We start from the raw sequence: 24,512 nt of genomic DNA on the forward strand, positions 1-24,512 counted from the left end.
ATTAGATAATTAACGTTGTTCGAGGGCCGAGGGCAGTGCCTCGACCGGCTCGTCGGATGCGTGAACGGGAAAACGCCAGGCGCAGGGCAGCGCCAACAGAACCAGGATGCCGGTGGCCATGAACACTTCGCTGATTGCCCCAGAGGTGCTCGCCTGTTGAATCCCGGGCCCGGTCTCGGCGGCCAGACGAAACTCCAGCCAGAGCGACGCGATGACGATGGCCAATGACGACACCAGTCGACGGGAAATGTTGTTCATCGCCGCGCCCTGGGTCACCATCGGTTCAGGCAACGCGTTGAGCCCGGCGGTGGTAACGGGGATGTAGGACAGACCGATCCCGGCGCCGCGAACCATCATCAGGAAAAACACCACACCGATGGAGGCGCCAGCGCCGAGCATGCCCAGGCCCAGCGTCGACGCACCGGTCAGCAGCAACCCCCAGAACACCACGCCCCGCGGCCCATGCCGATCCAGCCAGCGACCTCCGATATGCCCGAACAGGCTGGCAAACAACGCTGTGCACAACAGCGACAGGCCAGTCCAGATCGGGCTGTAGCCCATCACCACTTGCACCAGCAGCGGCAGCAATACGAGGCACTCGAACATCCCGACCGATTGCACCACCGCGATAATCACGCTCAAGCGATAACCGCGCAGCGCGAAGATGCGCAGGTTCAACAGGGGTGAAGTCCGGTTCAGTTCCAGCCGTACGAACGCGACCAGGCACACGATCGCCACCAGCAACATGCCGAGGTTGAGCGGGTCAGTCAGGGCTTCGGCGTGACGTAGACGACCCACCGCAATCATCAGCAAGCCAATGCCCGCCGCAATCAGCAGATAACCCGCGAGGTCGAACGGTTGGCGCTCGGACGGTTCAGAGGCTGGCAGCACCGCCACGCCGAGGATCAGCGCCACCAAACCGATCGGCACGTTCATCAGGAACAGCGAACGCCAACTGAACCACTCCAGCATCAGGCTGCCGCATAGCGGCCCCAACGCCGGCGCCAGCATGACCGCCGCGCCCCACAAACCAGTGACCCGACCCCGCTCGCCTTTGGCGTACACCGAGAAAATGATCGCCAACGACAACGGGATCATCAGCCCGCTGGCAATGCCTTGCACCACGCGAGCCGTGATCACCAATGCGATGGAGTCGGCCAGCGCGCCCATCAACGAACCGCAGACAAATAACGCCACACCCCACAGGTAGAGACGCTTGCGCCCCACCCGCTGGCTGAGAAAACTGGTGAGCGGCATGGTCATGCCCATGCTCACCATGAACGCGGCCACGATCCAGGTGGCCAACAGCGGTCCGATATCGAAGGCACTCATGAAGGCCGGCAACGCCGGGTTGAGCGAGCTGTTGTTCAGGCTGACGGTCAAGGTGCCCAACAGCACATTGACCACTACCAGCCAGCGCGGCACTGCAAACGTCAATCCCAAGGTGCGACTCCTGCCGCTTGCACAAACACTTGCGGCGGTCGCGGATGGCAGAGGAAGTCCGCATGGGAAATGTTGTAGCCGTAAGCCCCGGCCAACGGCAGCACCAGCATGTCGCCGACTTCGACGCCGGTCAGCGGGCAATCGCGACTCAGCACATCCTTGGGCGTACACAGTTGCCCGACCACGGTCCACGCCTGCTCCAAGGCACCCGATGTTGCCGGGTGCCTGGGCAGATGAATGACCGGGTGATCGTGCCCCTGTGCCACTGGCAAGCGAAACTGATGTGTGCCGCCGCGACAAACCAGGAAGTGCTTGCCATGACTGGTTTTGGTGTCCAGCACTTCAATGGCGTAGTAACCGCAGAAAGCACTGATGAAACGGCCGGGTTCAAAGCGCACGATCGGCGCATCGACACACGTCGCCAGGGACCGGCCCAGATGCGCGCACAAACGCTGCCAGTCGAACTGCTGCGGGCCGAGGTAATTGACCCCGATGCCACCGCCCACATTCAGATGGGTAATCGTCGCCGGGTCGGCGGACAGCGCCTTCCATTGCGGCCAGCGTTCCAGGTACAGGTCGAGCAGTTGTTCGTGACGCTCCACTTGCGACTGATGGGACATCGCATGGACATGGAAACCCTTGAGCCGCAGATGGCTGGCGCTGTCGACCCAGCTAACGGCCTGGGCCAATGCCGACTCGTCAATCCCGAACGGCGTAGCCGTGCCAGCCATCGCCAGTTTGCTCGACAGGGGTGACGGCAGTTGCGGGTTGATGCGCAGCAACACGTCCTGCACTCGCCCCGCTTCCCGTGCCAGCCGTTGCAGGCGGACGATTTCATTCAGGCTTTCGATGTGAACTGCTTCGACCTGATGTTGCAGGGCCAAACGCAGATCGGAATCCAGTTTGCCGGGGCCGGAAAAGATAAACGGCTTGATGGCCGGGCAAGCCTGGAGTCGATCGATCTCGCCGCCAGACGAAATTTCGAAACCGTGCACCAGCGGCGCTACGGCGGTGAGAATTTGCGGGTCGCTGTTGGCCTTGATCGCGTAGTAAAGCTCTACACCTTCAGGCAGTGCCGCCATCACCTGGGTCACGTGCTGTTTCAGTGCGTCCAGGTCATAGATGAACAGCGCCAACGGGTCTTCGTGTCGCGTGCGGGCTTCGCCGATGGCGGCCAAAACCGCGGCTGGCAGCTTACCCATGGGTGGCCTCCTTACCCCACGGGCACACCAGACTGACGTAGCTGGCCTGACGATCCGCCTTGGCCGCCAGACGGACTTTCAAGTTGGTTTTGCAAGCAATCGGCTGACCGGCGATCAGCGCATCCAGCTCCGGCGCAGCGCGGGACAATTCGGCGCGGATACTGATCAATTGCTGCTCCACCCGCTGCCACATCAGCGGCGCCAGGTGCGCACGCTCCCAACTCAGGGCCAGCACCGCCTCGGACAAGTTGTTGACGAACAGGCAGTAGACGATGCGATTCCAACCCTGCTGGCGGGAATACAGCAGCGACTCACGCACCCGAGGATGAATGTCGGCATCGATCCGGGAAGCACCCGGTTCCTCGGTCAGCTTCACCCCTTCAAAATCCCGCAGCAGCAAGCGCTGCGGGCGACCGTTGTCATGCACCAGCACGCTGTTCTGCAAATGCGGCTCCATGACGATGCCATGGTTGAAGAACAGCGACAGCACCGGCCTCAGCAGCAGCGCCTGATAGTCGTCAAACCAGCTCAACAGCTGCTGGTCATCGATGTCGTTACCCTTGAAGCGACTCAGGAACTCATGCACCAACGGCCGCAAATGCAGGCCCCGGGCGAACAGTGTGCCGGCCATGATGCTGCAGTCAGTGCCGGTGTCGAGGCAGAAATTCTCCCGCAGGATCGCGCCGGTCTGCTCGCGGAACCAGTGTGTATCAGCTTCGCTGGACTGCTGCGGTGCCCAGCTCAACAGGCCCGGTTCGCCCACCACCGACAACCCGCCGAGCGTCTCGGGCTGGGTCAGTTGCAGGTTGCGGAAGACACGGTCGATCATCAGCGCGCTTTCCAGCTCATACCAGGCGTTTTTCCTGACGCAATTGGTGATGCGCACATTCAGCGAACCCTTGATAAAGAACTCATGCCCCTCGATGTACCAAGTGCGGATCGATGCAGTGGGATTGGCCATCAGGCCAGTGGCGCCCAGATCGACGATGGCCGCGGATTTCAGCAAGCGCTGCACCCGGCCGTCCTGCATGAACAACTGCGCCTGTACCGGGTGCATGCTCATCACTGCATACCCCGGCCGTGCTTGCGCCTGATCGGCAAAACCCGCCAGTACCTGGGCTTTGCTCAAGCCGTTGGCCCCGACACTCAACCCTTCCAGCGGCACCTCGAACAGGTGCAACGGCGTGCGGGCCTGGAACTCAGGGGCGTAGGTTTCCTGGGCCAGATGAGCGGGCCACAGCCGCGCTTTCGGTGCCGGGTGGTTCGGATGACCAAACCACAATCCTTGCTCGCTGGCCAGGTAGCTGCTGAGCGGGTCCGAGTCCTTGGGTGTGTTGTGGCCAACAATGGCCGCGGTCAGCAACTGGCTTTGCAACACCTGATCCAGCAACTCGTCGTTGCTGGCGCGGGTCATGTGTTCGCACGCCGCGAGCAACTGCTCGACGAACTCGCCGAATCCAAGGCACGACCATTCGCCCTCATCGCGCCGGGCATAAACGTCCGACAGGTAACGGTGGCTGCCCAGCCCATCACGGCGGTCCACCATCACAAAAAACTGCTGCTGATTGGGCAGCTTGATGGTCAGGGGAATGCCCTTCCATTTCAGGCCCTCAAGGTAACTGCCCGGGGCGATGCCCTGCATCTGCGTCGGCCAGCTATAACTGACGCAGTTTTCCGGCAAGGCGAACTCTTTGATCAAACAGTTAAGCAGCGCGCACGTTGTCGCCAACTCACTGACCATATTCGGTAACACATTGCGATTTGGATGATTCATGGGTGCTCCACAGTAGCCCGCGAGGTCACTGAATACGTTATGTCGCGAAAAAATTAGTGACTGATCGACTTAATTAAAAGTCGACGAATCCCCACACAGCGACTTCACTTCGCTAAGCCTTTTAAAAAACTGGATGACGATAAAAGTGACTTACGCCAACATCATCAAACTGCAACTCGAGGAATTAACCATTCAGCGTCGATTGATTCATTCAAGGGCGCAACTGCAATAACGCAGCGGCCACAGCGTTATCAAAACGCTGTATCACTTGTTGGCATTGTTCATCGTCGATAATCAATGGCGGCAACAAGCGGATGACATTGCCCTTGCGCCCACCGCGCTCCAGTAACAGACCTTGCTTGAAGCACTGCTGCTGGATGGCCACGGCCAGCGCCGGGTCCGTCGGGAAATGCCCGTGGCGATCAGCCGGCTCGCGCTCGTCGACGATCTCGATGCCCAGCATCAGGCCACGACCGCGCACCTGGCCAAGGGCCGGATAGTGCGTTTGCAACTCGATCAGCCGATCCTTGAGCCACTGGCCACGGCGCTCGGCCTGAGCGGCGACGTGTTGCTGCTGCAACACCTGCAACGTGGCCAGCCCGGCAGCCATGGCCATCTGATTGCCGCGGAAGGTGCCAGCGTGATTACCTGGCTCCCAGGCGTCGAACTCACGACGAATGCCCAGCACCGCCATAGGCAAACCGCCACCGAGCGCTTTGGACATGACGATCAGGTCCGGCTCGATCTCGGCGTGCTCGAAGGCAAACATCTTGCCGGTGCGGGCGAAACCGGTCTGCACTTCGTCGAGGATCAGCAGGATGCCGTGCTTGCGCGTCACCTCGCGGATCGCCCGCAGCCAGTTCACTGGAGCACAGTTGACCCCACCTTCCCCCTGCACCGCTTCAAGAATGACTGCCGCCGGCAACGACACGCCACTTTCGACGTCTTCGATGAACTGGGTGAAATAGTGGGTCAAGGCCTCTACCCCGGGCTCACCGCCAATGCCCAACGGGCAACGGTATTCGTGAGGGTACGGCATGAACTGCACCCCGGGCATCAGGCTGGCAATGGCATTTTTCGGTGCGGTATTGCCGGTCAGGGCCAGGGCGCCATGGGTCATGCCATGGTAGGCCCCCGAGAAACTGATGATGTTATTGCGCCCGGTGTGGGTCTTGGCCAGTTTCAGTGCGGCCTCCACCGCGTCCGCCCCGGACGGCCCGCAAAATTGCAGGCAGTAATCGCGGCCCTGGTTTGGCAACAGGCTGAGCAGGGTTTCGCAAAAGGCGTCCTTGACTACCGTGGTCAGGTCCAGGGTATGCATCGGCAGGCCCGAGGCAAGGAAGCTGTCGAGGCTGGCCATGACGGCCGGGTGATTGTGCCCCAAAGCCAAAGTGCCGGCGCCGGCCAGGCAGTCGAGGTACGTTTTACCCTCGACGTCAGTCACCCAGACTCCATGCGCCTTGGCAATTGCCAGCGGCAACTTGCGCGGGTAACTGCGCACATTGGATTCAAACTTGCTTTGTCGAGCCAGATAGTCGGCATTGGTTTTTTGCAAAGGGTTAGAGTGCAATACGCCATCATTCAACATCGGTTTATCCTCGATAAGTTTCGATATGCAAATTATTCTCATTTGCAAATTAACGCAACTACTTGCTCGCCATTTTTTGAAAACTTACATAGCTTGCCAGTCAGCTATTAAAATCGCTCGCGCACACAAAATCCCAAGTTATAAAAACCTGAGAAACGATCATTAGTGCCATTATCCGGCCATGCTTTTATTATAAAAATGACAACTTTTTAATACCCTGCAACAGGCGCTAACTTGTAGAAAAGTATCGCAATGGGTCATTCACATCAGATGGGCGAGCATTTCTTTCTCTGCAGGAATCAATTCATGAACACAACCCGGCGGCGCCCTTCCCTGTGGCGCAGCGCGCGGTTGATCGACTCAGAAGTCGACGGTCGCTGAAAGGAGGTAGGTACGTGGGGTCGCGAGCGTCAATCCCGGCTCGCTGTCATCCGAGGCCCCGGCAGAACTCCAGTAGCGCTTGTCGGCCACGTTCTCGACATTGGCACGCAGGGTGATGTTCTTTTCTTCGACCTTGAAGGCGTAGCGCGCGCCGACGTCGATGCGCGTCCAGGCATCGATTTCCTTGTCATTGGACTGGTCCAGATACTGCGAACTGGAATAGATACTGCGGCTGGTCAGGGTCAGGCCTTGCACGCTCGGTACATCCCACTCGGCGCCCAGGCTGACGTTGTATTCCGGCGTGGCAGGAGCGCGGTTGCCGTCAAAGGTGCCGTTGGCGGTATTGGTCAATTCGCTGTCGATGTACATGACGCCACCGAGCAGGCGGAAACCTTTGAGCGGCTCACCGAACACACTGACTTCCACACCGTTGTTTTCGCGTTTGCCGTTCGGACCGAACACTCGCGTTATGGCGTTGGTCTCATAGGCCGGCTGCTTGATCCGGAACACTGCAGTGGTGATAGCGAACGCACCCGCGTCGTACTTGGCACCGACCTCGACCTGCCGACTGATGAACGGCGGGAAGATCTCGTCCTCGTTGACCGAGGTCGACGGCGCAATCTTGCCTTGGCTCAAGCCTTCCATGTAGTTGGCATACAGCGACAGTTTATCGGTTGCCTTGAACAGGATGCCGCCCGACGGAGAAACCTTTTCTTCATCATAGGCCGTGTCGCCTTTGACATCATCCGACCAGTCGTCAACCTGCACTCGCTGCCAGCGGGCGCCGAGGGTCAGTAGCACTCGATCATCGAAGAAACCCAACGTGTCGGATAACGCCATGCTGCTAAAGCGGTTCTCGGTATACACCTTCGGATCGAATCGCGTGGGGGTGATCGGCGTCCGTGTTTGCACGGGGTTGTAGATATTGCTGGGGGCAGCGGCATAACGGGCGCCGCCATTTTCAAAGTCCATGTAGAAATAGCTGGCAGCCAGATTCACTTCATGGCTCACCGGGCCGGTATGGAACCAGTTGCGCACCCCGGCATTGGCCGTCCGGACATTTTCGTCACGGGTGAAGTCACGTGGCAGAACGCTGAAATCACCCGCGTTGTTGGTGACCGATACGGCGTGTCGGAGAAAATCATGATCACTCCTGCGCGCGCCCACACCGCCATACAGCATGACGGCGTCGCTGACATCGAATTCGCCGGTCACCGTCCCGAAGGTATCCCTGGTACGCGCCTTGCTCCATGGCTGCGCGTAGTTGCTGCGAACCTCGCTTGCATGCGGAACCTGCGCCTTGGCGCCCACCTGCACACGCTCCTGCGGGGCGTCGGTATCACGCTCGGTATGCCCGACGTCCGTCGCAAGTCGCAGGCGTTCACCGCGAAAATCCAGGCCCAGCACGGCCATGTCACGGTCGACACTCTGATGATCCCACTCGGTGTCGCCGGACTGCTTCACGCCGTTGAAGCGAACGCCGAACATGTCACCTTCACCAAAGCGCCGGCCGACATCCACGGCCCCGCCGACCTGGTTGTTGGAGGCATAGTTGGTGGTGAACGACGTAATGGGTGCATCGGTGGCGCGTTTGGGCACCACGTTGATCCCTCCACCCACGCTACCCCGCGGCGAGATGCCGTTGATGAGCTGGCTCGGACCTTTGAGGATGTCGACGCGGTCGGCCATTTCCATATCGATCGTGTAAGTCGGCAAGACGCCGTAGAGACCGTTGTAGGAGACATCACTATTGAACAGGCTAAGCCCGCGAATGGTGAACTGCTCATACCGCCCACCCGCCGGGTTGGTGGCGCGAACCGAGGGATCGCTGGCGATAAGGTCACCCAAGGTACGAGCCTGCAGGTTTTTGACCGTTTCACTGGTGTAGGTGGTCTCGCTGAACGGCGTTTCCATGAAGTCTTTGGAGCCCAGCAAGCCTTGCGACCCAAGGCGCGCGACCTGCCCGCCAGCATACGGATCACCGTGCGCCGTGTCCGCAGCAGCGAAAATAGAGGTAGCGCCCAGTTGCAGGCCGCTGCCCGTTGGCGCCGGGGTCAGCATGTACGCCTGTTCACCCACCGGCTGCAGTTGCAGACCGGAACCCTGTAGCAACTGGGTGAAGCCCTCCTCCACCGCGAAGTCGCCGGAAAGACCAGGGCTGGTGCGCCCCCTCACCAGTGCCGGGTCCACCGACAGATTGACCCCGGCCAGCCCCGCGAAACGGGTCAACGCCGCGCCGAGGCTACCGGCCGGCACCTGATAGCTGCGGCGCGGCGCGTCTTCGGCCCAACCGGCAGTGATAAACAATGGACAGGCACTCAGACTCAACAACAGACTCAAGTGCAACAAGGGGCGCAACCGGGACGGAGCCAGACGCGTACTACAAGGCATCACTACAGGCATTGAGAATCTCTCTGATTTCGTTTCACTTGCCTTGAATGACAAGCGGCGCGAAAAAAGGGGACACGCTTTAAACATTATTTTTGCGCGCCACCAGCGTTACCCAGTAACGCGTACGCGAATGCACCTCCAGCGGCAGGCTGGCCGCTAGCAGCGCGAGGATGCGATCGGTGTCTTCCAGGCGAAAACTGCCAGTGATGCGCAGCGATTCCAGTTCTGGCTCCCAACGCAATACGCCTGGACGATAGGTACTGAGTTCGCGCAAAAAATCCCCCAAGGGTTGGTTCTGCGCCATCAGCACACCGTCACGCCAGCCTGGGGCCAGCACGTCGAATGGCTCCACAGCGCCGGCACCCGCCGCTTGAAGGCTGACTTGCTGGCCGCCGCGCAATGAAAAGACCGGCCCGCGCAGGGGCTGTAACTGCACGGTGCCTTTAAGTACTGACACCTTGTAGCCCGCCTGCCCCTGACGAACGCACACTTCGCTCTGACCGACGACCACTTGCCCGAAGCGCGTGAGGATCGTCAGCGGCGAAGTCCCGGGTACATTCAGTGCGATTTCGCCTTCCACCAGTTTCAGACGCCGGTTCTTCAGGTCGATATCGACGGCGCTGGCGGTGTTCAACTGCAGAGAGCTGCCATCAGCCAACTGAACTTTTTTGCTTTCCCCAGTGACGGTCCGCAGGTCGGCACTCCAGACATCCAGGGGCAATTGCTGACTGATCAGCCACGCGGCCGGCACCAAAGCTACCGCCCCGACGGCGCGCTTGAGCACTGTACGTCGACTGGTTTGCGGCCGGTCCAGACTGGCCATGGAAAGGGCCGATGGCAGTTCTGCAAAGCGTTGGCGCAAGAGTTGCGCTTTCTGCCAGGCCTGTTCGTGACTGGAATGGCTGTCGCGCCAGCTCTGCAGCTGTGCCCGGTCCCGCTCATTGGCGCAGCCGGATTCCATAAGGGCCAGCCATTGCGCGGCGGCCCGCACGACTTGTCGGGCTTGAGCCGAAGGTGCCGAACCGTTCACAGCTCCACCAACAGGCAATGTTCGTAGGCTTGAGCCATGTAGCGCTTGATCGTGCGCTCCGAGACTTGCAATCGCTCGGCAATTTCTTGATAACCCAGGCCTTCCAACTGGCTCCAGAGAAACGCCCGCCTTACCGGCCGCGCCAATCCATCGAGCAATTCATCCAGGGCTTGCAGGGTTTCCAATAGCATCCAGCGCTGCTCAGGGGACGGCACACAGTCCTCAGGGAGTAATGCCAAAGCAGACAAATAGGCTTGCTCCAGGCTGCGCCGCTTGTAGAAGTTGGTCAGCAGCCGCTTGCCGACGGTCGCCAGGTAGGCGCGAGGTTCTTGCAGATCGGCGATGCGTTGGGAGCTGGCGAGCAACCGCACAAAGGTATCCTGACTCAGATCTGCCGCATCGCTGCCGTTACTCATGCGTCGTCTCAACCAGCCTTCGAGCCAGCCACGGTGGTCGCGGTACAGGTCGTGGAAGGTTTGCTCCGGCGGCGTAGCTACATCACTCATCTAAAGAAACCCTGCGCGAAGAAATATTCTAAATGAGATTCATTCTAATTTGTGTTGAGGCGCCACACCAAGTCCTTTGTGCAAATTGCACCGAGTAAATGCTTGAATTGTTTAGTGCCGGAAAGGCAATTCGGCCGCGCAGGCGCCGATTCATCGGGGCGGCGGATTAAAAAAAGGGGGGGAGAGATTTTCGAGAGGGATCGGAGCTCACTGAGCGCTCGCGCTTGGCCGGCAGATGCGGATCCATGAGGATGACGGGAAGGAGACAAAGCCAAATCGCAGACACAAAAAACCCCGGTCTTTCGACCAGGGTCTTTGCTATCGACTCGAAGCAGTCACTGGCTTTACCAGCATCTTTCTTCGTAGCTTCAAGGCGTTCAGTGGGCCTTGAAGCAGATATGGCGCAGCGGACGGGACTCGAACCCGCGACCCCCGGCGTGACAGGCCGGTATTCTAACCGACTGAACTACCGCTGCGTATCGCTTTGGACTTTCGCCCAAGTAACTCCTCTGATTGAAAACTCAGTAGCTTTTCAATCTCGAACCAGATAAATCTGACTCGGAAAATATGGCGCAGCGGACGGGACTCGAACCCGCGACCCCCGGCGTGACAGGCCGGTATTCTAACCGACTGAACTACCGCTGCGCGTCGGTGGAGGCTTTTTACAGCTTCCATCTTGCTTTCGCAAGACTCTCGGAAGTGGTGGGTGATGACGGGATCGAACCGCCGACATTCTGCTTGTAAGGCAGACGCTCTCCCAGCTGAGCTAATCACCCGTTTGCATCTCCGAGGCCGCGAAATTTACGCAGGTACCGAACCTAAGTCAATAGCAGGATTGAAGTTTTTCTGAAAAAGACAAAATCGTGTCAATTCCTGCGGCACTGACAACCAGCGCCTTCAACCTCAAGCCCTGTCTGTCATGGGTCCGCTGGAACTACTCGCTGTAAATCATCTTCTTGGTCATGCCGCCATCGACCACAAACTCCTGGCCCGTGACAAAGCCGGCATTCTTCGACAACAGCCAGGCCACCATCGCCGCGACATCTTCGACCGTCCCTACCCTGCCCGCCGGATGCTGGGCATGATCGGCATCCGTCAGCGGCTCGGCACGTCGCACCGAAGGATCGCGCGTGTCGATCCAGCCAGGGCTGACCGCATTGACGCGGATCTCCGGCCCAAGACTGATCGCCAATGCGTGAGTCAGGGCCAATAAACCGCCCTTGCTCGCTGCATAAGCCTCTGTATCCGGTTCCGACTGCCCGGCACGGGTCGAGGCGAGGTTGACGATCGCGCCGCTGTGAGCGCGCAGGTACGGCGCACAGTGTTTGGCCAACAACATCGGCCCACTGAGGTTCACCGCCAGCACACGATTCCAGTAAGCCAGATCGAGGCTTTCCAGCGTAATGTTGTGCGGCTCGGCCACTGCCGCGTTGCAGACCAGCGCATCCAGTCGCCCGAACTGCCCCAGCACTTCAGCAACACCCAGTGCCACCTGCCCTTCGTTCGAGACGTCCATGGCGATAAACCAGGCATTGTCGCCGAGCACTTTCGCCACTTTCGAACCACGCACCCGATCAAGATCGCTCAGCACCACCTGCCAGCCTTCGCTGATCAGCCATGCCGAGATTCCCAGACCGATACCGCGCGCGGCACCGGTGACCAAGGCCACTCGGCCATTGGACCCGGAGGTCGGCGTGGACAACTCGATCACAAGGCTGCCAACCCGCGTGCCAGATCGGCTTGCAGATCAGCCACGTCTTCGAGACCGACCGCAATACGGATCAGGCTGTCACGAATGCCCGCCGCTTCACGCTCTTGCGGCGCCAGACGACCATGAGAGGTAGTGCTTGGATGGGTAATCGTGGTCTTGGTATCACCGAGGTTGGCAGTGATCGAAATCAGACGGGTCGCATCGATAAAGCGCCAAGCGCCGTCTTTGCCGCCCTTGACCTCGAAACTGACCACCGCACCGAAACCCTTCTGCTGACGCAACGCCAACTCGTGCTGCGGGTGGCTCTTGAGGCCGGCGTAATGGACTTTCTCGATACCGTCCTGCTGCTCCAGCCACTCGGCCAGTTGCTGGGCGTTGGCGCAATGCGCCTTCATCCGCAGGTTCAGGGTTTCCAGGCCCTTGAGGAAAATCCAGGCGTTGAACGGGCTCAGGGTTGGCCCGGCAGTACGCAGGAAACCGACCACTTCTTTCATCTGCTCGCTACGACCGGCCACCACACCGCCCATGCAACGGCCCTGACCGTCGATGAACTTGGTTGCCGAGTGCACGACGATGTCCGCGCCCATCTTCAGCGGCTGCTGCAACGCCGGGGTGCAGAAGCAGTTGTCGACCACCAGCATCGCGCCTTTGGCGTGTGCGATTTGCGCCAGCGCGGCGATGTCCACCAGCTCGGCCAACGGGTTGGATGGGGACTCGACAAAGAGCAACTTTGTGTTGGATTTGATTGCCGCATCCCAACCGGACAAGTCCGCCAGAGGCACGTAATCGACTTCGATGCCGAAGCGCTTGAAGTACTTTTCAAACAGGCTGATGGTCGAACCGAACACACTGCGCGAAACGATCACATGATCACCCGCACTGCACAGGCTCATCACCACCGCCATGATCGCAGCCATGCCGGTGGCCGTGGCCACAGCTTGCTCGGCGCTTTCCAGCGCAGCAATGCGCTCTTCGAACGCACGCACCGTCGGGTTGGTGTAACGCGAATAAACGTTGCCCGGCACTTCACCGGCAAACCGCGCAGCCGCGTCGGCAGCGGTACGGAATACGTAGCTTGAAGTGAAGAACATCGGATCGCCGTGTTCGCCTTCCGGCGTACGGTGCTGACCGGCACGAACGGCCAGGGTATCGAACGCTACGCCTTCGAGGTCGCTGTCCAGCCGACCGGCATCCCAATCCTGACTCATGCTCACACTCCTTGCCTTGCTGCTTGATATAGAGAGTCTTTAGTAGATACAAAACCGGCCCCTCAGGGCCGGTAGAAACTCAGTTGTTGTACAGATCGATGATCGCACTGACTGCCTGCGTCTTGACCTTGGAGGCATCGTTACGTGCCTGCTCAATCTTGTTCAGGTAAGCCTCGTCGACGTCGCCGGTGACGTATTGGCCATCGAACACCGCGCAATCGAACTTGTCGATCTTGATCTTGCCGCCACCGACGGCTTCGATCAAGTCAGGCAAATCCTGATAGATCAGCCAGTCAGCGCCGATCAGGTCGGCAACGTCCTGAGTCGAACGGTTGTGGGCGATCAACTCGTGGGCGCTCGGCATGTCGATGCCGTAGACGTTCGGGTAGCGAACGGCCGGTGCGGCGGAGCAGAAGTAGACGTTTTTGGCGCCGGCTTCGCGAGCCATCTGGATGATCTGCTTGCAGGTCGTGCCGCGAACGATCGAGTCGTCCACCAACATGACGTTCTTGCCGCGGAATTCCAATTCAATGGCATTGAGCTTCTGGCGTACGGACTTTTTCCGTGCGGCCTGGCCCGGCATGATGAAGGTCCGGCCGATGTAGCGGTTCTTCACGAAGCCTTCGCGGAACTTGACGCCCAAGTGGTTCGCCAGCTCCAGGGCCGCGGTACGGCTGGTGTCCGGGATCGGGATGACCACGTCGATGTCGTGCTCAGGACGCTCGCGCAGGATCTTCTCGGCGAGCTTCTCGCCCATGCGCAGACGAGCCTTGTAGACAGAAACGCCGTCAATGATCGAATCCGGACGCGCCAGGTAGACGTGTTCGAAGATGCACGGAGTCAGGGACGGGTTGGTCGCGCACTGACGGGTGTGCAGCTTGCCGTCTTCAGTGATGTAGACCGCTTCGCCTGGTGCAAGGTCGCGAATCAGGGTGAAACCGAGTACGTCCAGGGAGACGCTTTCGGAGGCGATCATGTACTCGACGCCTTCGTCGGTATGACGCTGACCGAAGACAATCGGGCGGATGCCGTGCGGGTCACGGAAACCGACGATGCCGTAACCGGTCACCATCGCCACGACCGCGTAACCACCCACACAACGGTTGTGCACGTCGGTGACGGCGGCGAACACGTCCTCTTCGGTTGGCTGCAACTTGCCGCGCTGGGCCAGTTCGTGAGCGAACACGTTCAGCAGCACTTCCGAATCGGAATTGGTGTTGACGTGGCGCAAATCAGATTCGTAAATCTCCTTGGCCAGCTGTTCAACGTTGGTCAGGTTGCCGTTGTGCGCCAACGTGATGCCGTAAGGCGAGTTGACGTAGAACGGCTGAGCTTCGGCCGACGTCGAGCTGCCCGCGGTCGGGTAACGCACATGGCCAATGCCCATGTGGCCGACCAGGCGCTGCATGTGACGCTGATGGAACACGTCACGCACCAGGCCGTTGTCCTTGCGCAGGAATAACCGGCCATCATGGCTGGTCACGATACCGGCAGCGTCCTGGCCGCGGTGCTGGAGCACGGTTAGCGCGTCATACAGCGCCTGATTGACGTTCGACTTACCGACGATACCGACGATGCCACACATGCGACGCAACCCCTACTTAATGGATCTGAACTGAACAACACTCACTGAGGCGTTTTGGCCATCGGCAAGAGTTGCTCCTTGAACGGTATCTCAGCGGGTACGCTGATACCGCTGGCAAGCCACTGACTGCTCCACCCGAGAATCAGGTTTTTGGACCAATCAGCGACCAATAGAAATTTTGGCACGAGCTGTGACTCTTTCCACCACCCGTCCTGCTGTACCGGCCCCAGGCTCAACAGCCCGACCGCCACGACCACCAGCAACACGCCACGCGCGGCGCCGAAGGCCATGCCGAGGAATCGATCGGTCCCGGAAAGCCCGGTGACGCGTACCAACTCGCCGATAAGATAATTGATCATTGCGCCCACGATTAACGTGGCGACAAACATGATGGCACAGCCCGTGATCACACGAGCCGACGGCGTTTGAATGTATCCGGCGAGGTACTCGGACAATGAACCACCGAACATCCAGGCAACGACTCCTGCGATGATCCAGGTCACCAGCGACAGCGCTTCTTTGACGAAGCCGCGGCTCAGACTGATCAATGCGGAGATGGCGACGATTGCAACGATCGCCCAGTCAACCCAGGTAAATGGCACAGTGCAGCCTACAGACGGATAAGGCGGCGCATTTTAGCAGAGCCCATGCTTATCGGTAAGCTGCGATTGTCAGTGCATTTCAAATCGGGGCGATAGTATTTAACCGCGCTTAGCAATGTAGCCGCTGGCGAAGCCTGCGTCCGGCTGCGCAGCAGCCGTAAAATCAGGCAACTCGGTGTATCAGGTACACCGTACAAGCAGGTTTTACGACGACTGCGCCGCCGGACGCAGCCTCGCAGGCTCGGCAGCTGCTACAAAAAGAGTCGATTGGTCGCTCGTTAACCGCGCTCAGGCTGGAAGCGCACGACGAAGCCCTTGAGCTTCTTCTGGCGGTCCAACAAGTCACGCAGACGGTCGGCTTCGGCGCGCTCGATCAGCGGACCGACAAACACTCGATTCTTGCCATCAGAGGATCGGATGTAAGCGTTGTAGCCCTGACTGCGCAGGTCTTTCTGCAGGCTTTCGGCATTTTCTCGGCTCGCAAGACTCGCCACCTGAACCGACCAGCTGACCGACAGACCGTTGGCGTCGATACGGCTTTGCGTGGTGTCAGGCTTGCCCGGCGCTGCCGAGATAGGCTGCGACGGCGCGGCAGCAGGCTTGGCGGCCAAAGCAGGCACCGGAGCCGGCTTGGCCACAGGCGCAGGGGCTACACGGGCAACCGGCGCAACAGGTGCCGAAGGCACTTCTTGCTGAGCGATTTCATCATCGCTCGGCACAGGCTCTTGAGGCAGCGCTTGCGGCTCAGGCACCACCACAGGTTCGACCTGAACTTGCGGCATTGCCGGCGCCTGCGGCGCAGCCGGCGCATCGACCGTCACCTGCCGCTGCTCATCCTGCCGGGAAAACAGCATCGGCAGGAAAATCACCGCCAACGCCACCAGCACCAGAGCGCCAACCATACGCTGTTTGTAGGCCTTATCCAGCAATGCCATTTGCCGCTTCCTCCGTGGAGCGCCGAGCCAACCATTCAAGGGCTTCGGCGACACAATAAAATGATCCGAACAACAGAATCTCGTCGTCGCTCGTCGCCAGCGCACACTGACCTTCCAGCGCGGCGGCCACACTTGCATAAGATGTTACGCAAGCACCAAGGCTCTTCAACGCCTTGTGCAAATCAGCGACCGGACGGGCGCGCGGCGAATCCAGCGGCGCCACAGCCCAATGCTGGACACTAGCATTCAATTCACCGACAACACCATCCAGATCCTTGTCAGCCAGCAACCCGAACACCGCCAGACGCTTGCCGGCTGGTGGTCGACTGGCCAAACGGCGAGCCAGGTACTCGGCGGCATGCGGGTTATGGCCCACGYCCAGCAACAGGTTCAGGCGCTTGCCCTGCCAGTCGAACTGCCGACGATCGAGACGACCGACTACCCGCGTCGCTTTCAGGGCATCGACAATCTGTGCATCCACCCACGGCAAACCCAGCAACAAGTAGGCCTGCAACGCCAGCGCAGCGTTTTCCATTGGCAGATCGAGCAAGGGCAAATCACGCAATTCCACGGCGCGCCCCTGCGCATCAAGTCCGCGCCATTGCCAGTTGTGATCGGTAATGCCGAGGTCGAAATCACGCCCACGCAGGTAAAACGGGCAAGCCAGCTCGCGCGCCTTGTCCAGCAGTGGTTGTGGAGGATTCAGATCGCCACACAGCGCAGGCGCGCCCTGGCGGAAGATGCCGGCTTTTTCGTAAGCCACGGACTCACGGGTATCTCCCAGATAGTCCGCATGATCGACGCCGATGCTGGTGACCAGCGCCATGTCGGCATCCACCACGTTGACCGTGTCCAGACGCCCACCCAGACCGACTTCCAGCACCACGGCATCAAGCCCGGCCTGTTGAAACAGCCAGAACGCTGCCAGGGTGCCCATTTCGAAATACGTCAGGGAAGTATCGCCACGGCCGGCCTCGACAGCCGCGAAGGCTTCGCACAGCGCGGCATCCGTGGCTTCGACGCCATTGACCTGCACCCGCTCGTTGTAACGCAGCAGGTGCGGAGAGTTGTAGACACCGACGTTCAGGCCCTGCGCCCGTAGCAACGAGGCCACAAATGCGCAGGTAGAACCCTTGCCGTTGGTGCCGGTGACCGTAATCACCCGAGGCGCCGGCTTGCCCAGTCCCATGCGGGACGCTACCTGTTGCGAGCGCTCCAGGCCCATGTCGATGGCCGAAGGGTGCAACTGCTCAAGGTAGGCGAGCCACTCGCCAAGGGTACGTTGGGTCATAGGTTGGCAGGTACCGGTGGAACCACGATCGGCTCGATTGGCGCAGCGACGAATTTCGGCGTCGGCAGGCCCATCATTTGCGCCAGCAGGTTGCCCAGGCGCGGACGCAGCTCCTGACGGTGAACGATCATGTCGATGGCACCGTGCTCCAGCAGGAACTCACTGCGCTGGAAGCCTTCCGGCAGTTTTTCACGCACGGTTTGCTCGATTACACGCGGGCCGGCAAAACCGATCAGGGCTTTGGGCTCACCGACGATCACATCACCGAGCATCGCCAGGCTGGCAGAAACGCCCCCGTAAACCGGGTCGGTCAGCACGGAGATGAACGGAATGCCTTCTTCACGCAGACGCGCCAGTACCGCGGAGGTCTTGGCCATTTGCATCAGGGAGATCAAGGCTTCCTGCATCCGCGCACCACCGGAAGCGGCGAAGCAGATCATTGGGCACTTGTTTTCCAGCGCATAGTTGGCGGCGCGAACGAAGCGCTCACCGACGATGGCGCCCATCGAACCGCCCATGAAGGAGAATTCGAAGGCCGAAACAACGACTGGCATGCCCAGCAATGTGCCGCTCATGGAAATCAGTGCGTCTTTTTCGCCGGTCTGCTTCTGGGCAGCGGTCAGGCGATCCTTGTACTTCTTGCCGTCACGAAACTTCAGACGGTCAACCGGCTCCAGGTCCGCACCCAGTTCGGCACGGCCTTCGGCATCAAGGAAGATATCAATGCGGGCGCGGGCGCCGATACGCATGTGGTGGTTGCACTTGGGGCAAACATCCAGGGTCTTTTCCAGCTCCGGACGATACAGCACAGCCTCGCAAGACGGGCATTTGTGCCACAGACCTTCAGGCACCGAGCTCTTCTTGACCTCGGAACGCATGATCGAAGGGATCAGTTTGTCTACTAACCAGTTGCTCATGCTTTCTTTCTCCAGTACCGGCGGCTCGAACGCTTTGTTCGCAGCCCCGCGTATGCCCTTGAGCTAAATTCATGTGTGTGGCGATGATTGATCGAGTGGCCGGGTCAGCGAAACGCGACCTGCGTACAACCCGAAACATCCTCAGCCGTGCCTGCTTTGTGCAAGTGAAGTTATGGACGGCGGCAGTCTGCCAGCCGTCACATCAACCTAGCTCCTACGCACCGCTTCTATAAATGCCTGAATCTTTGCGTGATCCTTGATGCCCTTGCTCGCCTCTACCCCGCCGCTGACGTCCACGGCGTAAGGCTTGACCCGGGCAATCGCTTCGGCGACGTTTTCAGGCGTCAAACCGCCCGCCAGAATGATTGGCTTGCTCAAGCCCTGCGGTATCAGAGACCAGTCGAACGCCTCACCGGTTCCACCGGGAATGCCTTCGACATAAGCGTCAAGCAAGATACCGCTGGCCGTAGGAAACGCATCGCAGGCCGCCGCGATGTCGTCACCCGCCTTGACCCGAAGCGCCTTGATGTACGGCCGGTTCCACCCTTCACACTCGGCAGCCGTTTCATCGCCATGGAACTGCAACAGGTCCAGCGGCACGGCGTCGAGCAACTCACCCAGCTCGCACCGACTGGCGTTGACGAACAACCCCACGGTTGTGACGAACGGCGGCAGCACCCTGATGATGTCGCGCGCCTGCTGGAACGTCACAGCCCTCGGGCTTTTGGCATAGAACACGAACCCGATGGCATCGGCCCCCGCCTCGACCGCCGCCAACGCATCTTCTATGCGGGTAATCCCGCAAATCTTGCTGCGAACGGCTGACATGTCGATAAAACCTCAGGGTAAATCCGGGGAAGTCCCGGATGGTAACAAATGCATTCGAGGGCGTCAGCCGTCAAGTTCCGTGAAACCGGTCAGGAAGTGTGGGCCGATGTAACGCTCGGGCAATTGAAACTCATCGCGGTACTCGACCTGCACCAGATACAGGCCGAACGGATGCGCCGTGACCCCGCCGGAACGGCGAATGCGGCTTTCCAGCACTTCCTTCATCCACTCCACCGGACGCTCGCCGGCGCCGATGGTCATCAGCACGCCAGCAATGTTGCGCACCATATGATGCAGAAATGCACTGGCGCGGATGTCCAGCACAATCATCTTGCCGTGACGCGTGACCCGCAGGTGATGCAGTTCCTTGATCGGCGATTTGGCTTGGCACTGACCTGCACGGAACGCACTGAAATCGTGGGTACCCAACAGATACTGCGCCGCCTCGGCCATGCGCTCGACGTCTAGCGGGCGGTGGTTCCAGGTGATCTCGTCGTTCAAATGTGCCGGACGGATCTGATCGTTGTAGATCACATAACGATAACGTCGGGCGATAGCCTTGAATCGCGCATGAAAATGCGCCGGCATGACCTTGGCCCAACTGACGCTGACATCGTGGGGCAAATTGATATTGGCGCCCATCACCCAGGCTTTCATCGAACGCTCGACCTGCGTATCGAAATGCACCACCTGACCACACGCATGTACGCCAGCGTCCGTACGCCCGGCGCAGAGCAGCGACACCGGTGAGTCGGCGACTTTGGACAAGGCGTTCTCAAGGGTTTCCTGAACCGTGAGCACGCCGCTGGCCTGGCGCTGCCAGCCGCGATAACGCGAACCTTTGTATTCAACGCCCAGTGCGACGCGGAAAAAGCCGTCGGCCGCCATTTCGGCGGCCGGATTATCTATATTTGCCAAGGGGTGCAGCCTGCTGATGTGCGCAAAGGCGGGCATTATAAGGCGGCTGGACCGGGACGCCAGAGGCGCGTGTCTTTTGTGCCGCTGCACTACACGTGCGAGCCTCGCTATATAGACAACCACATAACGCGCGAAACAATAGAGCCCCCAGCTCATCACGCAAACAAAAACGGCAGCCTCACCGGGCTGCCGTTTTGTTTACTGCGCAGCGACCACTCAAGCCAGACGCGAAAGCATTTCCCTGGCTTCGCTCTTCTGCCCGGCATCACCCTCGGTCACCACCTCATTGAGGATGTCCCGTGCGCCGTCATTGTCACCCATGTCGATGTAGGCCTGAGCCAGATCGAGCTTGGTAGCGACCTCATCCGTACCGGAGAGGAAGTCGAAGTCCGGCTCGTCGCCTGCAGAGGCCATCGCGTCCTCTGCGGTAAAGCTCGGTTCGCCAATGCTCTGGGACAGACGATCCAGCTCGGCGTTGACGTCATCCAGCTCAGCCTCGAAGGCGTCCGGAAGTTCGTCAAGGCCTGCCACGGTCGGAGTCGGTGCCGGAGCCGCGTCCATTTCATCAGCCAGCGACAGGTCGAAGTCGGCAGGCAATTCCAGGTCATCCTGCGGCACTTCAGGTACAACCGGCAGATCCTTCAGGCCTTCGTCCAGGCTCAGATCCAGCAGGAAGTCGTCTTCAGCGAGGATCGCCGGCGACGGATCCGCCCCCAGGTCCATGTCCAGATCGAAGTCCGCGAGGTCGTCGAGGTTCTCCTTGATTTCGGTTTGCTGCTGCAACACCGATTCAAAGCTCAAGTCGTCATCCAGCGGGAACTCTTCCAGCTCGGTCGACGTGTCTTCTTCTGGCGTAACCACCGCCGGGGAGGTTGCCTCCAGATCGTCCAGGCTCAAATCGAAAGCGCTGTCGAAGTCGTCATCGGCAGCCGCCGGGGCTTGCGGCTCGTCCAGCAGCAGGTCCTTGACGTATTGCGCATCCAGTTCCGCAGCGATAGCCGCGGCAGCCAGGCCACCTGCGGCAACCAGGGCCATGGCCGGGAAACGAGCCTTGAGCTTTTCGACCTGAGCGAAGTTGTCGCCGTTGGCGACCAGTTGACGCTCCTGACCCACGAACGCATCGCGGTCGCCTTGCTGGCCATACACTTCCATCAGCTTCAGACGCAGATCACTGCGTTGTGGCTCTTGCTTGATGCCGTCTTCCAGCAACGCAGCAGCCTGGTTCAGACGACCGGCCGTGATGTGCGACTGCGCTTTGCTCAGCACATCGTCATCACGCTCGGCGGCAGGCGACACCAGGGGTGCTGCGATCGGTGTCGTCATCACAACGGGCGCAACCACTGGAGCAGGCTCTGCTTTAGGAACAGGAGCAGGAGCAGGCGTCGGCGCCGTGGCGAGTTTTACGCTGGGCGGTGGAACTTCCAGGCCTTCAAAGCTGCTTTCCGGCAGGTCGTTGCCATAGGACAGGTCCTGTTCTTCGGACAATGCACGGGCCATGCGCAGATGCTTCTCGGCTTCTTGCTGAGCTTTGCGACGACGCGCCAGCAACAACAGCAAGAGCGCAAGCACCACCGCACCACCGCCGATCAGACCCAGCAGGATCGGATTGGTCAGCAGTTCGTTGAATTTCTGATCGTCCGAGACGGCCGGTGCAGGCTCGATTGGCGTTTCAGCAGGTGCTGGTGCAGGAGCGGCAGCGGCTTCTGGCGCCGGGGCGACTTCAGCAGGTGCCGTCGCAGGGTTGGCGGCCAGCTCGGCAGACATGGCCGGAGCGGTCGCCGCAGGTGCACCCGCGGCGCCAACGGCCTGCATCTTGGCCAGTTGATTGTTCTTCAGCTCGATCAGTTTTTGCAGCTTGTCCAGCTGACTTTGCAGATCGGTCATGCGGCTTTTCAGTTCGGCATTGTCACGACGGGTCGTGTCGAGGCTTTCCTGAGTAATCGCCAGTTTGTTGCTCAGATTCTTGGCATCGCCCGCAGCACCTTTGGCACCCGCCTTGCCGGATTCGGCCGAGACCAGGCTCAACTTGTCCTTGGTGGATTGTGCGTTGCCGGTGTCTGCGCTACCACGCTTGGTGGCATCGAGTTGCTGCTGCCCCGCTCCGGGCTTGGCCACATAGCGACGCCCCTGGCGCCACGCCTTGTTCTGCGCGGCCACTTCGGCAATCGCCTTTGGCTGCGGCAGGCTGGTAGCTTGAGCCTGCTCGGGCATGCGCAGCACTTGACCGGTTTTCAATCGGTTGATGTTGCCATCGATAAAGGCATCCGGATTCAGCGCCTGGATGGCCAGCATGGTTTGCTGGACCGAGCCGCCATTGCGCGCCTTCGCAGCGATCTCCCACAGAGTATCGTGCGCAGTGGTGGTGTGCTGAGCCGCCGCAGTGGCTCCGGTCACTGGCGCGGTGACTGATGGAGTCGGCGCTGGCTGCGCAGCCGCTTCGGCGGTCTGCGGCGAGAATTTGGACGGATCGAGCAACACGCTGTAATCGCGCAGCAGGCGACCGTTCGGCCACATCACCTGAACCAGGAATTTCACCATGGGTTCGGACAGTGGTTTGCTGGAGGTCACACGCAGGATGCTTTTGCCGCTGGCGTTGAGCACCGGCGTGAAGGTCAAGTCATTGAGAAATGCCTGACGGTCGACACCGGCCTTGGCGAAATCTTCAGGCGAGGCCAGGCTCGGCACCACTTCGGCCGCCGTCAGGTCCTTGATGTCGAGCAACTCGATTTCCGCCACCAAGGGTTGGTTCAGCGTCGACTTCAGGGTCAATTCCCCGAGCCCGAGGGCATGCGCCATACCAGAGGACAGCGCCGAGGCGGCCGCAATTGCTAACACCAGTTTGCGAACTTGAACCATAGCCTCATCCTTTGTTTGAACATTCCTCGGCCAGCGAGAAGGTCTTGATAGTCGCTGCCGTAAGGCGTTGCGCGCAGCGCTGAAGTGTCACCGCGCGCGATCATTTCTTGTCTGCCCCGGAAAGCCCCGCACGGAGGCTTTCTTTCAGCACTGCGGCCAAGCATAGCGCTCGGCTAGAATCATTCTGCGAATTGTTGCCAAGTATCTTTTACAGCTGGTCTTTTATCAACAATTCAGCCACCTGCACAGCATTGAGCGCAGCGCCTTTGCGTACGTTATCTGACGTCAGCCACAAATTAAGTTCCGACAGGTCGTCGACTCCACTGCGAACCCGACCGACATACACCACGTCCTGCCCCACCGCATCGCCCACGGCAGTCGGATAATCGCCCGCCTCTACCAACTCGATTCCCGGTGCATCTTCAAGGGCTGCGTTGACTTTCGTCAGGTCGACAGCGCTCGCGGAATGCAAGGTCACGCTAAAGCTATCGCCAAAAAACACCGGGGCTTGAATGCAAGTGGCGGAAATCTTTAATAAAGGCAGCGCCATGACCTGACGCAACTCACGCACCAGGCGTTTTTCCAGCAGCGTATGGCCTTGCTCATCCGGCTTGCCGACCTGGGCCAACACGTTGAAGGCCATCTGCCGATCAAAGAATGTCGGCTCCAGCGGACGCACGTTGAGCAACTCGGCGGTTTGCCGGGCCAGCTCTGTTACCGCTTCGCGGCCTTGAGCGGAGACCGCCAGGCTGGCGGTCACATTGACCCGCTGCAGGTCGATCACGTCGAGCAATGGCGCCAGCACCACGGCCAGTGTGGTGGCCGAAGGGCTTGGGCTGCTGACCTGGAATGGCTTTTTCAGGGTGGCCAATACCTCGGCATTGGCTTCCGGCACCACTTGCGGCGCTTGATCGGCCGGCAACGCACCGGACAGGTCGATCAACGAGCAACCGGCAGCGCTAGCGCGAGAGGCGAAGCTGAGCGTCACCGCCGGCCCGGCCGCGAAGAACACCAATTGGACTTTGCTGAAATCGAATTCGTCGACTTCCCGCACCCGCACGTTCTTGCCGCGAAAAGGCACCGAGTGCCCGGCGGATTCGCTGCTGGCCAGCAAGTGCAGGTTGCCGACCGGAAAATCGCGCTCTTCAAGAATCTGCACCAGCGTTTCGCCGACAGTACCGGTGGCGCCGATCACGGCGATATCAAAGGACTGGGTCATGGTTCTACCTCTGGCGAAACGGGGGGAGCGGCACTTTACCGGGTGGGTGACGTACAGGCAATTCGGCTGGGATCTGCGGTGCCTGTTCCGGCCTCATCGCGAGCAAGCTCGGCTCCTACAGGTTTGG

18 protein-coding genes and 3 tRNA genes are annotated in these 24,512 nt (G+C 60.0%); all 21 read right to left on the bottom strand.

Annotation, left to right across the window (positions count from 1 at the left end):
• Positions 1-9: 9 nt before the first annotated feature.
• The 21 genes from AC1D2P_RS10025 to AC1D2P_RS10125 all read right to left on the bottom strand — a co-directional run bounded on the left by AC1D2P_RS10025 (position 10) and on the right by AC1D2P_RS10125 (position 24,385).
• The gene (locus AC1D2P_RS10025; protein WP_477757713.1) at positions 10-1,437 is read right to left on the bottom strand and encodes a DHA2 family efflux MFS transporter permease subunit; all 1,428 of its coding nucleotides are present in this window, start codon (positions 1,435-1,437) and stop codon (positions 10-12) included.
• Entirely contained in the window at positions 1,434-2,645 is a 1,212-nt protein-coding gene (locus AC1D2P_RS10030) for a type III PLP-dependent enzyme (protein WP_223524042.1), read from the bottom strand. The genes AC1D2P_RS10025 and AC1D2P_RS10030 overlap by 4 nt, the downstream gene beginning before the upstream one ends.
• On the bottom strand, positions 2,638-4,419 hold the full coding sequence (locus AC1D2P_RS10035; protein ID WP_477757600.1) for an IucA/IucC family protein: 1,782 nt from the start codon (positions 4,417-4,419) through the stop codon (positions 2,638-2,640). Before AC1D2P_RS10035 ends, AC1D2P_RS10030 begins: the two co-directional genes overlap by 8 nt.
• Before the next feature lie 211 nt (positions 4,420-4,630).
• Positions 4,631-6,007, bottom strand: a complete 1,377-nt coding sequence (locus AC1D2P_RS10040; RefSeq protein ID WP_109785872.1) for a diaminobutyrate--2-oxoglutarate transaminase — start codon at positions 6,005-6,007, stop codon at positions 4,631-4,633.
• A 360-nt stretch (positions 6,008-6,367) separates the two neighbouring features.
• The gene (locus AC1D2P_RS10045) at positions 6,368-8,791 is read right to left on the bottom strand and encodes a TonB-dependent receptor (protein ID WP_223524038.1); all 2,424 of its coding nucleotides are present in this window, start codon (positions 8,789-8,791) and stop codon (positions 6,368-6,370) included.
• Positions 8,792-8,858: 67 nt separating this feature from the next.
• Positions 8,859-9,809 carry a FecR domain-containing protein gene (locus AC1D2P_RS10050; protein ID WP_477757601.1) on the bottom strand — a complete coding sequence of 317 codons (951 nt, stop codon included), beginning with the start codon at positions 9,807-9,809 and terminating at the stop codon, positions 8,859-8,861.
• Positions 9,806-10,315, bottom strand: a complete 510-nt coding sequence (locus AC1D2P_RS10055; protein WP_046026883.1) for a sigma-70 family RNA polymerase sigma factor — start codon at positions 10,313-10,315, stop codon at positions 9,806-9,808. The genes AC1D2P_RS10050 and AC1D2P_RS10055 overlap by 4 nt, the downstream gene beginning before the upstream one ends.
• A gap of 399 nt (positions 10,316-10,714) precedes the next feature.
• A tRNA-Asp gene (locus AC1D2P_RS10060) sits at positions 10,715-10,791 on the bottom strand.
• 92 nt (positions 10,792-10,883) lie between these two features.
• Positions 10,884-10,960 (bottom strand) — tRNA-Asp (locus AC1D2P_RS10065).
• A 55-nt stretch (positions 10,961-11,015) separates the two neighbouring features.
• Positions 11,016-11,091, bottom strand: a tRNA-Val gene (locus AC1D2P_RS10070).
• A gap of 158 nt (positions 11,092-11,249) precedes the next feature.
• Entirely contained in the window at positions 11,250-12,026 is a 777-nt protein-coding gene (locus AC1D2P_RS10075; protein ID WP_077430531.1) for an SDR family oxidoreductase, read from the bottom strand.
• Complete coding sequence (locus AC1D2P_RS10080; protein ID WP_109785874.1) at positions 12,023-13,234, bottom strand: O-succinylhomoserine sulfhydrylase; 1,212 nt, start codon at positions 13,232-13,234, stop codon at positions 12,023-12,025. The genes AC1D2P_RS10075 and AC1D2P_RS10080 overlap by 4 nt, the downstream gene beginning before the upstream one ends.
• 79 nt (positions 13,235-13,313) lie before the next feature.
• On the bottom strand, positions 13,314-14,819 hold the full coding sequence (gene purF, locus AC1D2P_RS10085; protein ID WP_046026886.1) for an amidophosphoribosyltransferase: 1,506 nt from the start codon (positions 14,817-14,819) through the stop codon (positions 13,314-13,316).
• A 41-nt stretch (positions 14,820-14,860) separates the two neighbouring features.
• Entirely contained in the window at positions 14,861-15,421 is a 561-nt protein-coding gene (locus AC1D2P_RS10090; protein ID WP_109785875.1) for a CvpA family protein, read from the bottom strand.
• 278 nt (positions 15,422-15,699) lie between these two features.
• The gene (locus AC1D2P_RS10095) at positions 15,700-16,356 is read right to left on the bottom strand and encodes an SPOR domain-containing protein (protein ID WP_046026888.1); all 657 of its coding nucleotides are present in this window, start codon (positions 16,354-16,356) and stop codon (positions 15,700-15,702) included.
• On the bottom strand, positions 16,340-17,647 hold the full coding sequence (folC, locus tag AC1D2P_RS10100; RefSeq protein WP_477811414.1) for a bifunctional tetrahydrofolate synthase/dihydrofolate synthase: 1,308 nt from the start codon (positions 17,645-17,647) through the stop codon (positions 16,340-16,342). Before folC ends, AC1D2P_RS10095 begins: the two co-directional genes overlap by 17 nt.
• A complete protein-coding gene (accD, locus tag AC1D2P_RS10105) occupies positions 17,644-18,564 on the bottom strand; it encodes an acetyl-CoA carboxylase, carboxyltransferase subunit beta (RefSeq protein WP_109785877.1) in 921 nt (306 codons plus the stop codon). The genes folC and accD overlap by 4 nt, the downstream gene beginning before the upstream one ends.
• 207 nt (positions 18,565-18,771) lie before the next feature.
• Positions 18,772-19,392, bottom strand: coding sequence for a phosphoribosylanthranilate isomerase (locus AC1D2P_RS10110; protein ID WP_223524032.1), 621 nt, complete (start codon positions 19,390-19,392; stop codon positions 18,772-18,774).
• Positions 19,393-19,455: 63 nt separating this feature from the next.
• On the bottom strand, positions 19,456-20,280 hold the full coding sequence (gene truA / locus AC1D2P_RS10115) for a tRNA pseudouridine(38-40) synthase TruA (RefSeq protein ID WP_046026892.1): 825 nt from the start codon (positions 20,278-20,280) through the stop codon (positions 19,456-19,458).
• Between the two features lie 246 nt (positions 20,281-20,526).
• Positions 20,527-23,166 (bottom strand): motility hub landmark protein FimV, encoded by a 2,640-nt coding sequence (locus AC1D2P_RS10120; protein WP_477757602.1) that lies wholly within the window; start codon positions 23,164-23,166, stop codon positions 20,527-20,529.
• A gap of 208 nt (positions 23,167-23,374) precedes the next feature.
• Positions 23,375-24,385, bottom strand: a complete 1,011-nt coding sequence (locus tag AC1D2P_RS10125) for an aspartate-semialdehyde dehydrogenase (RefSeq protein ID WP_046026894.1) — start codon at positions 24,383-24,385, stop codon at positions 23,375-23,377.
• Between the last annotated feature and the right edge of the window lie 127 nt (positions 24,386-24,512).

This window comes from Pseudomonas sp. P1_F1_2 (assembly GCF_056405815.1).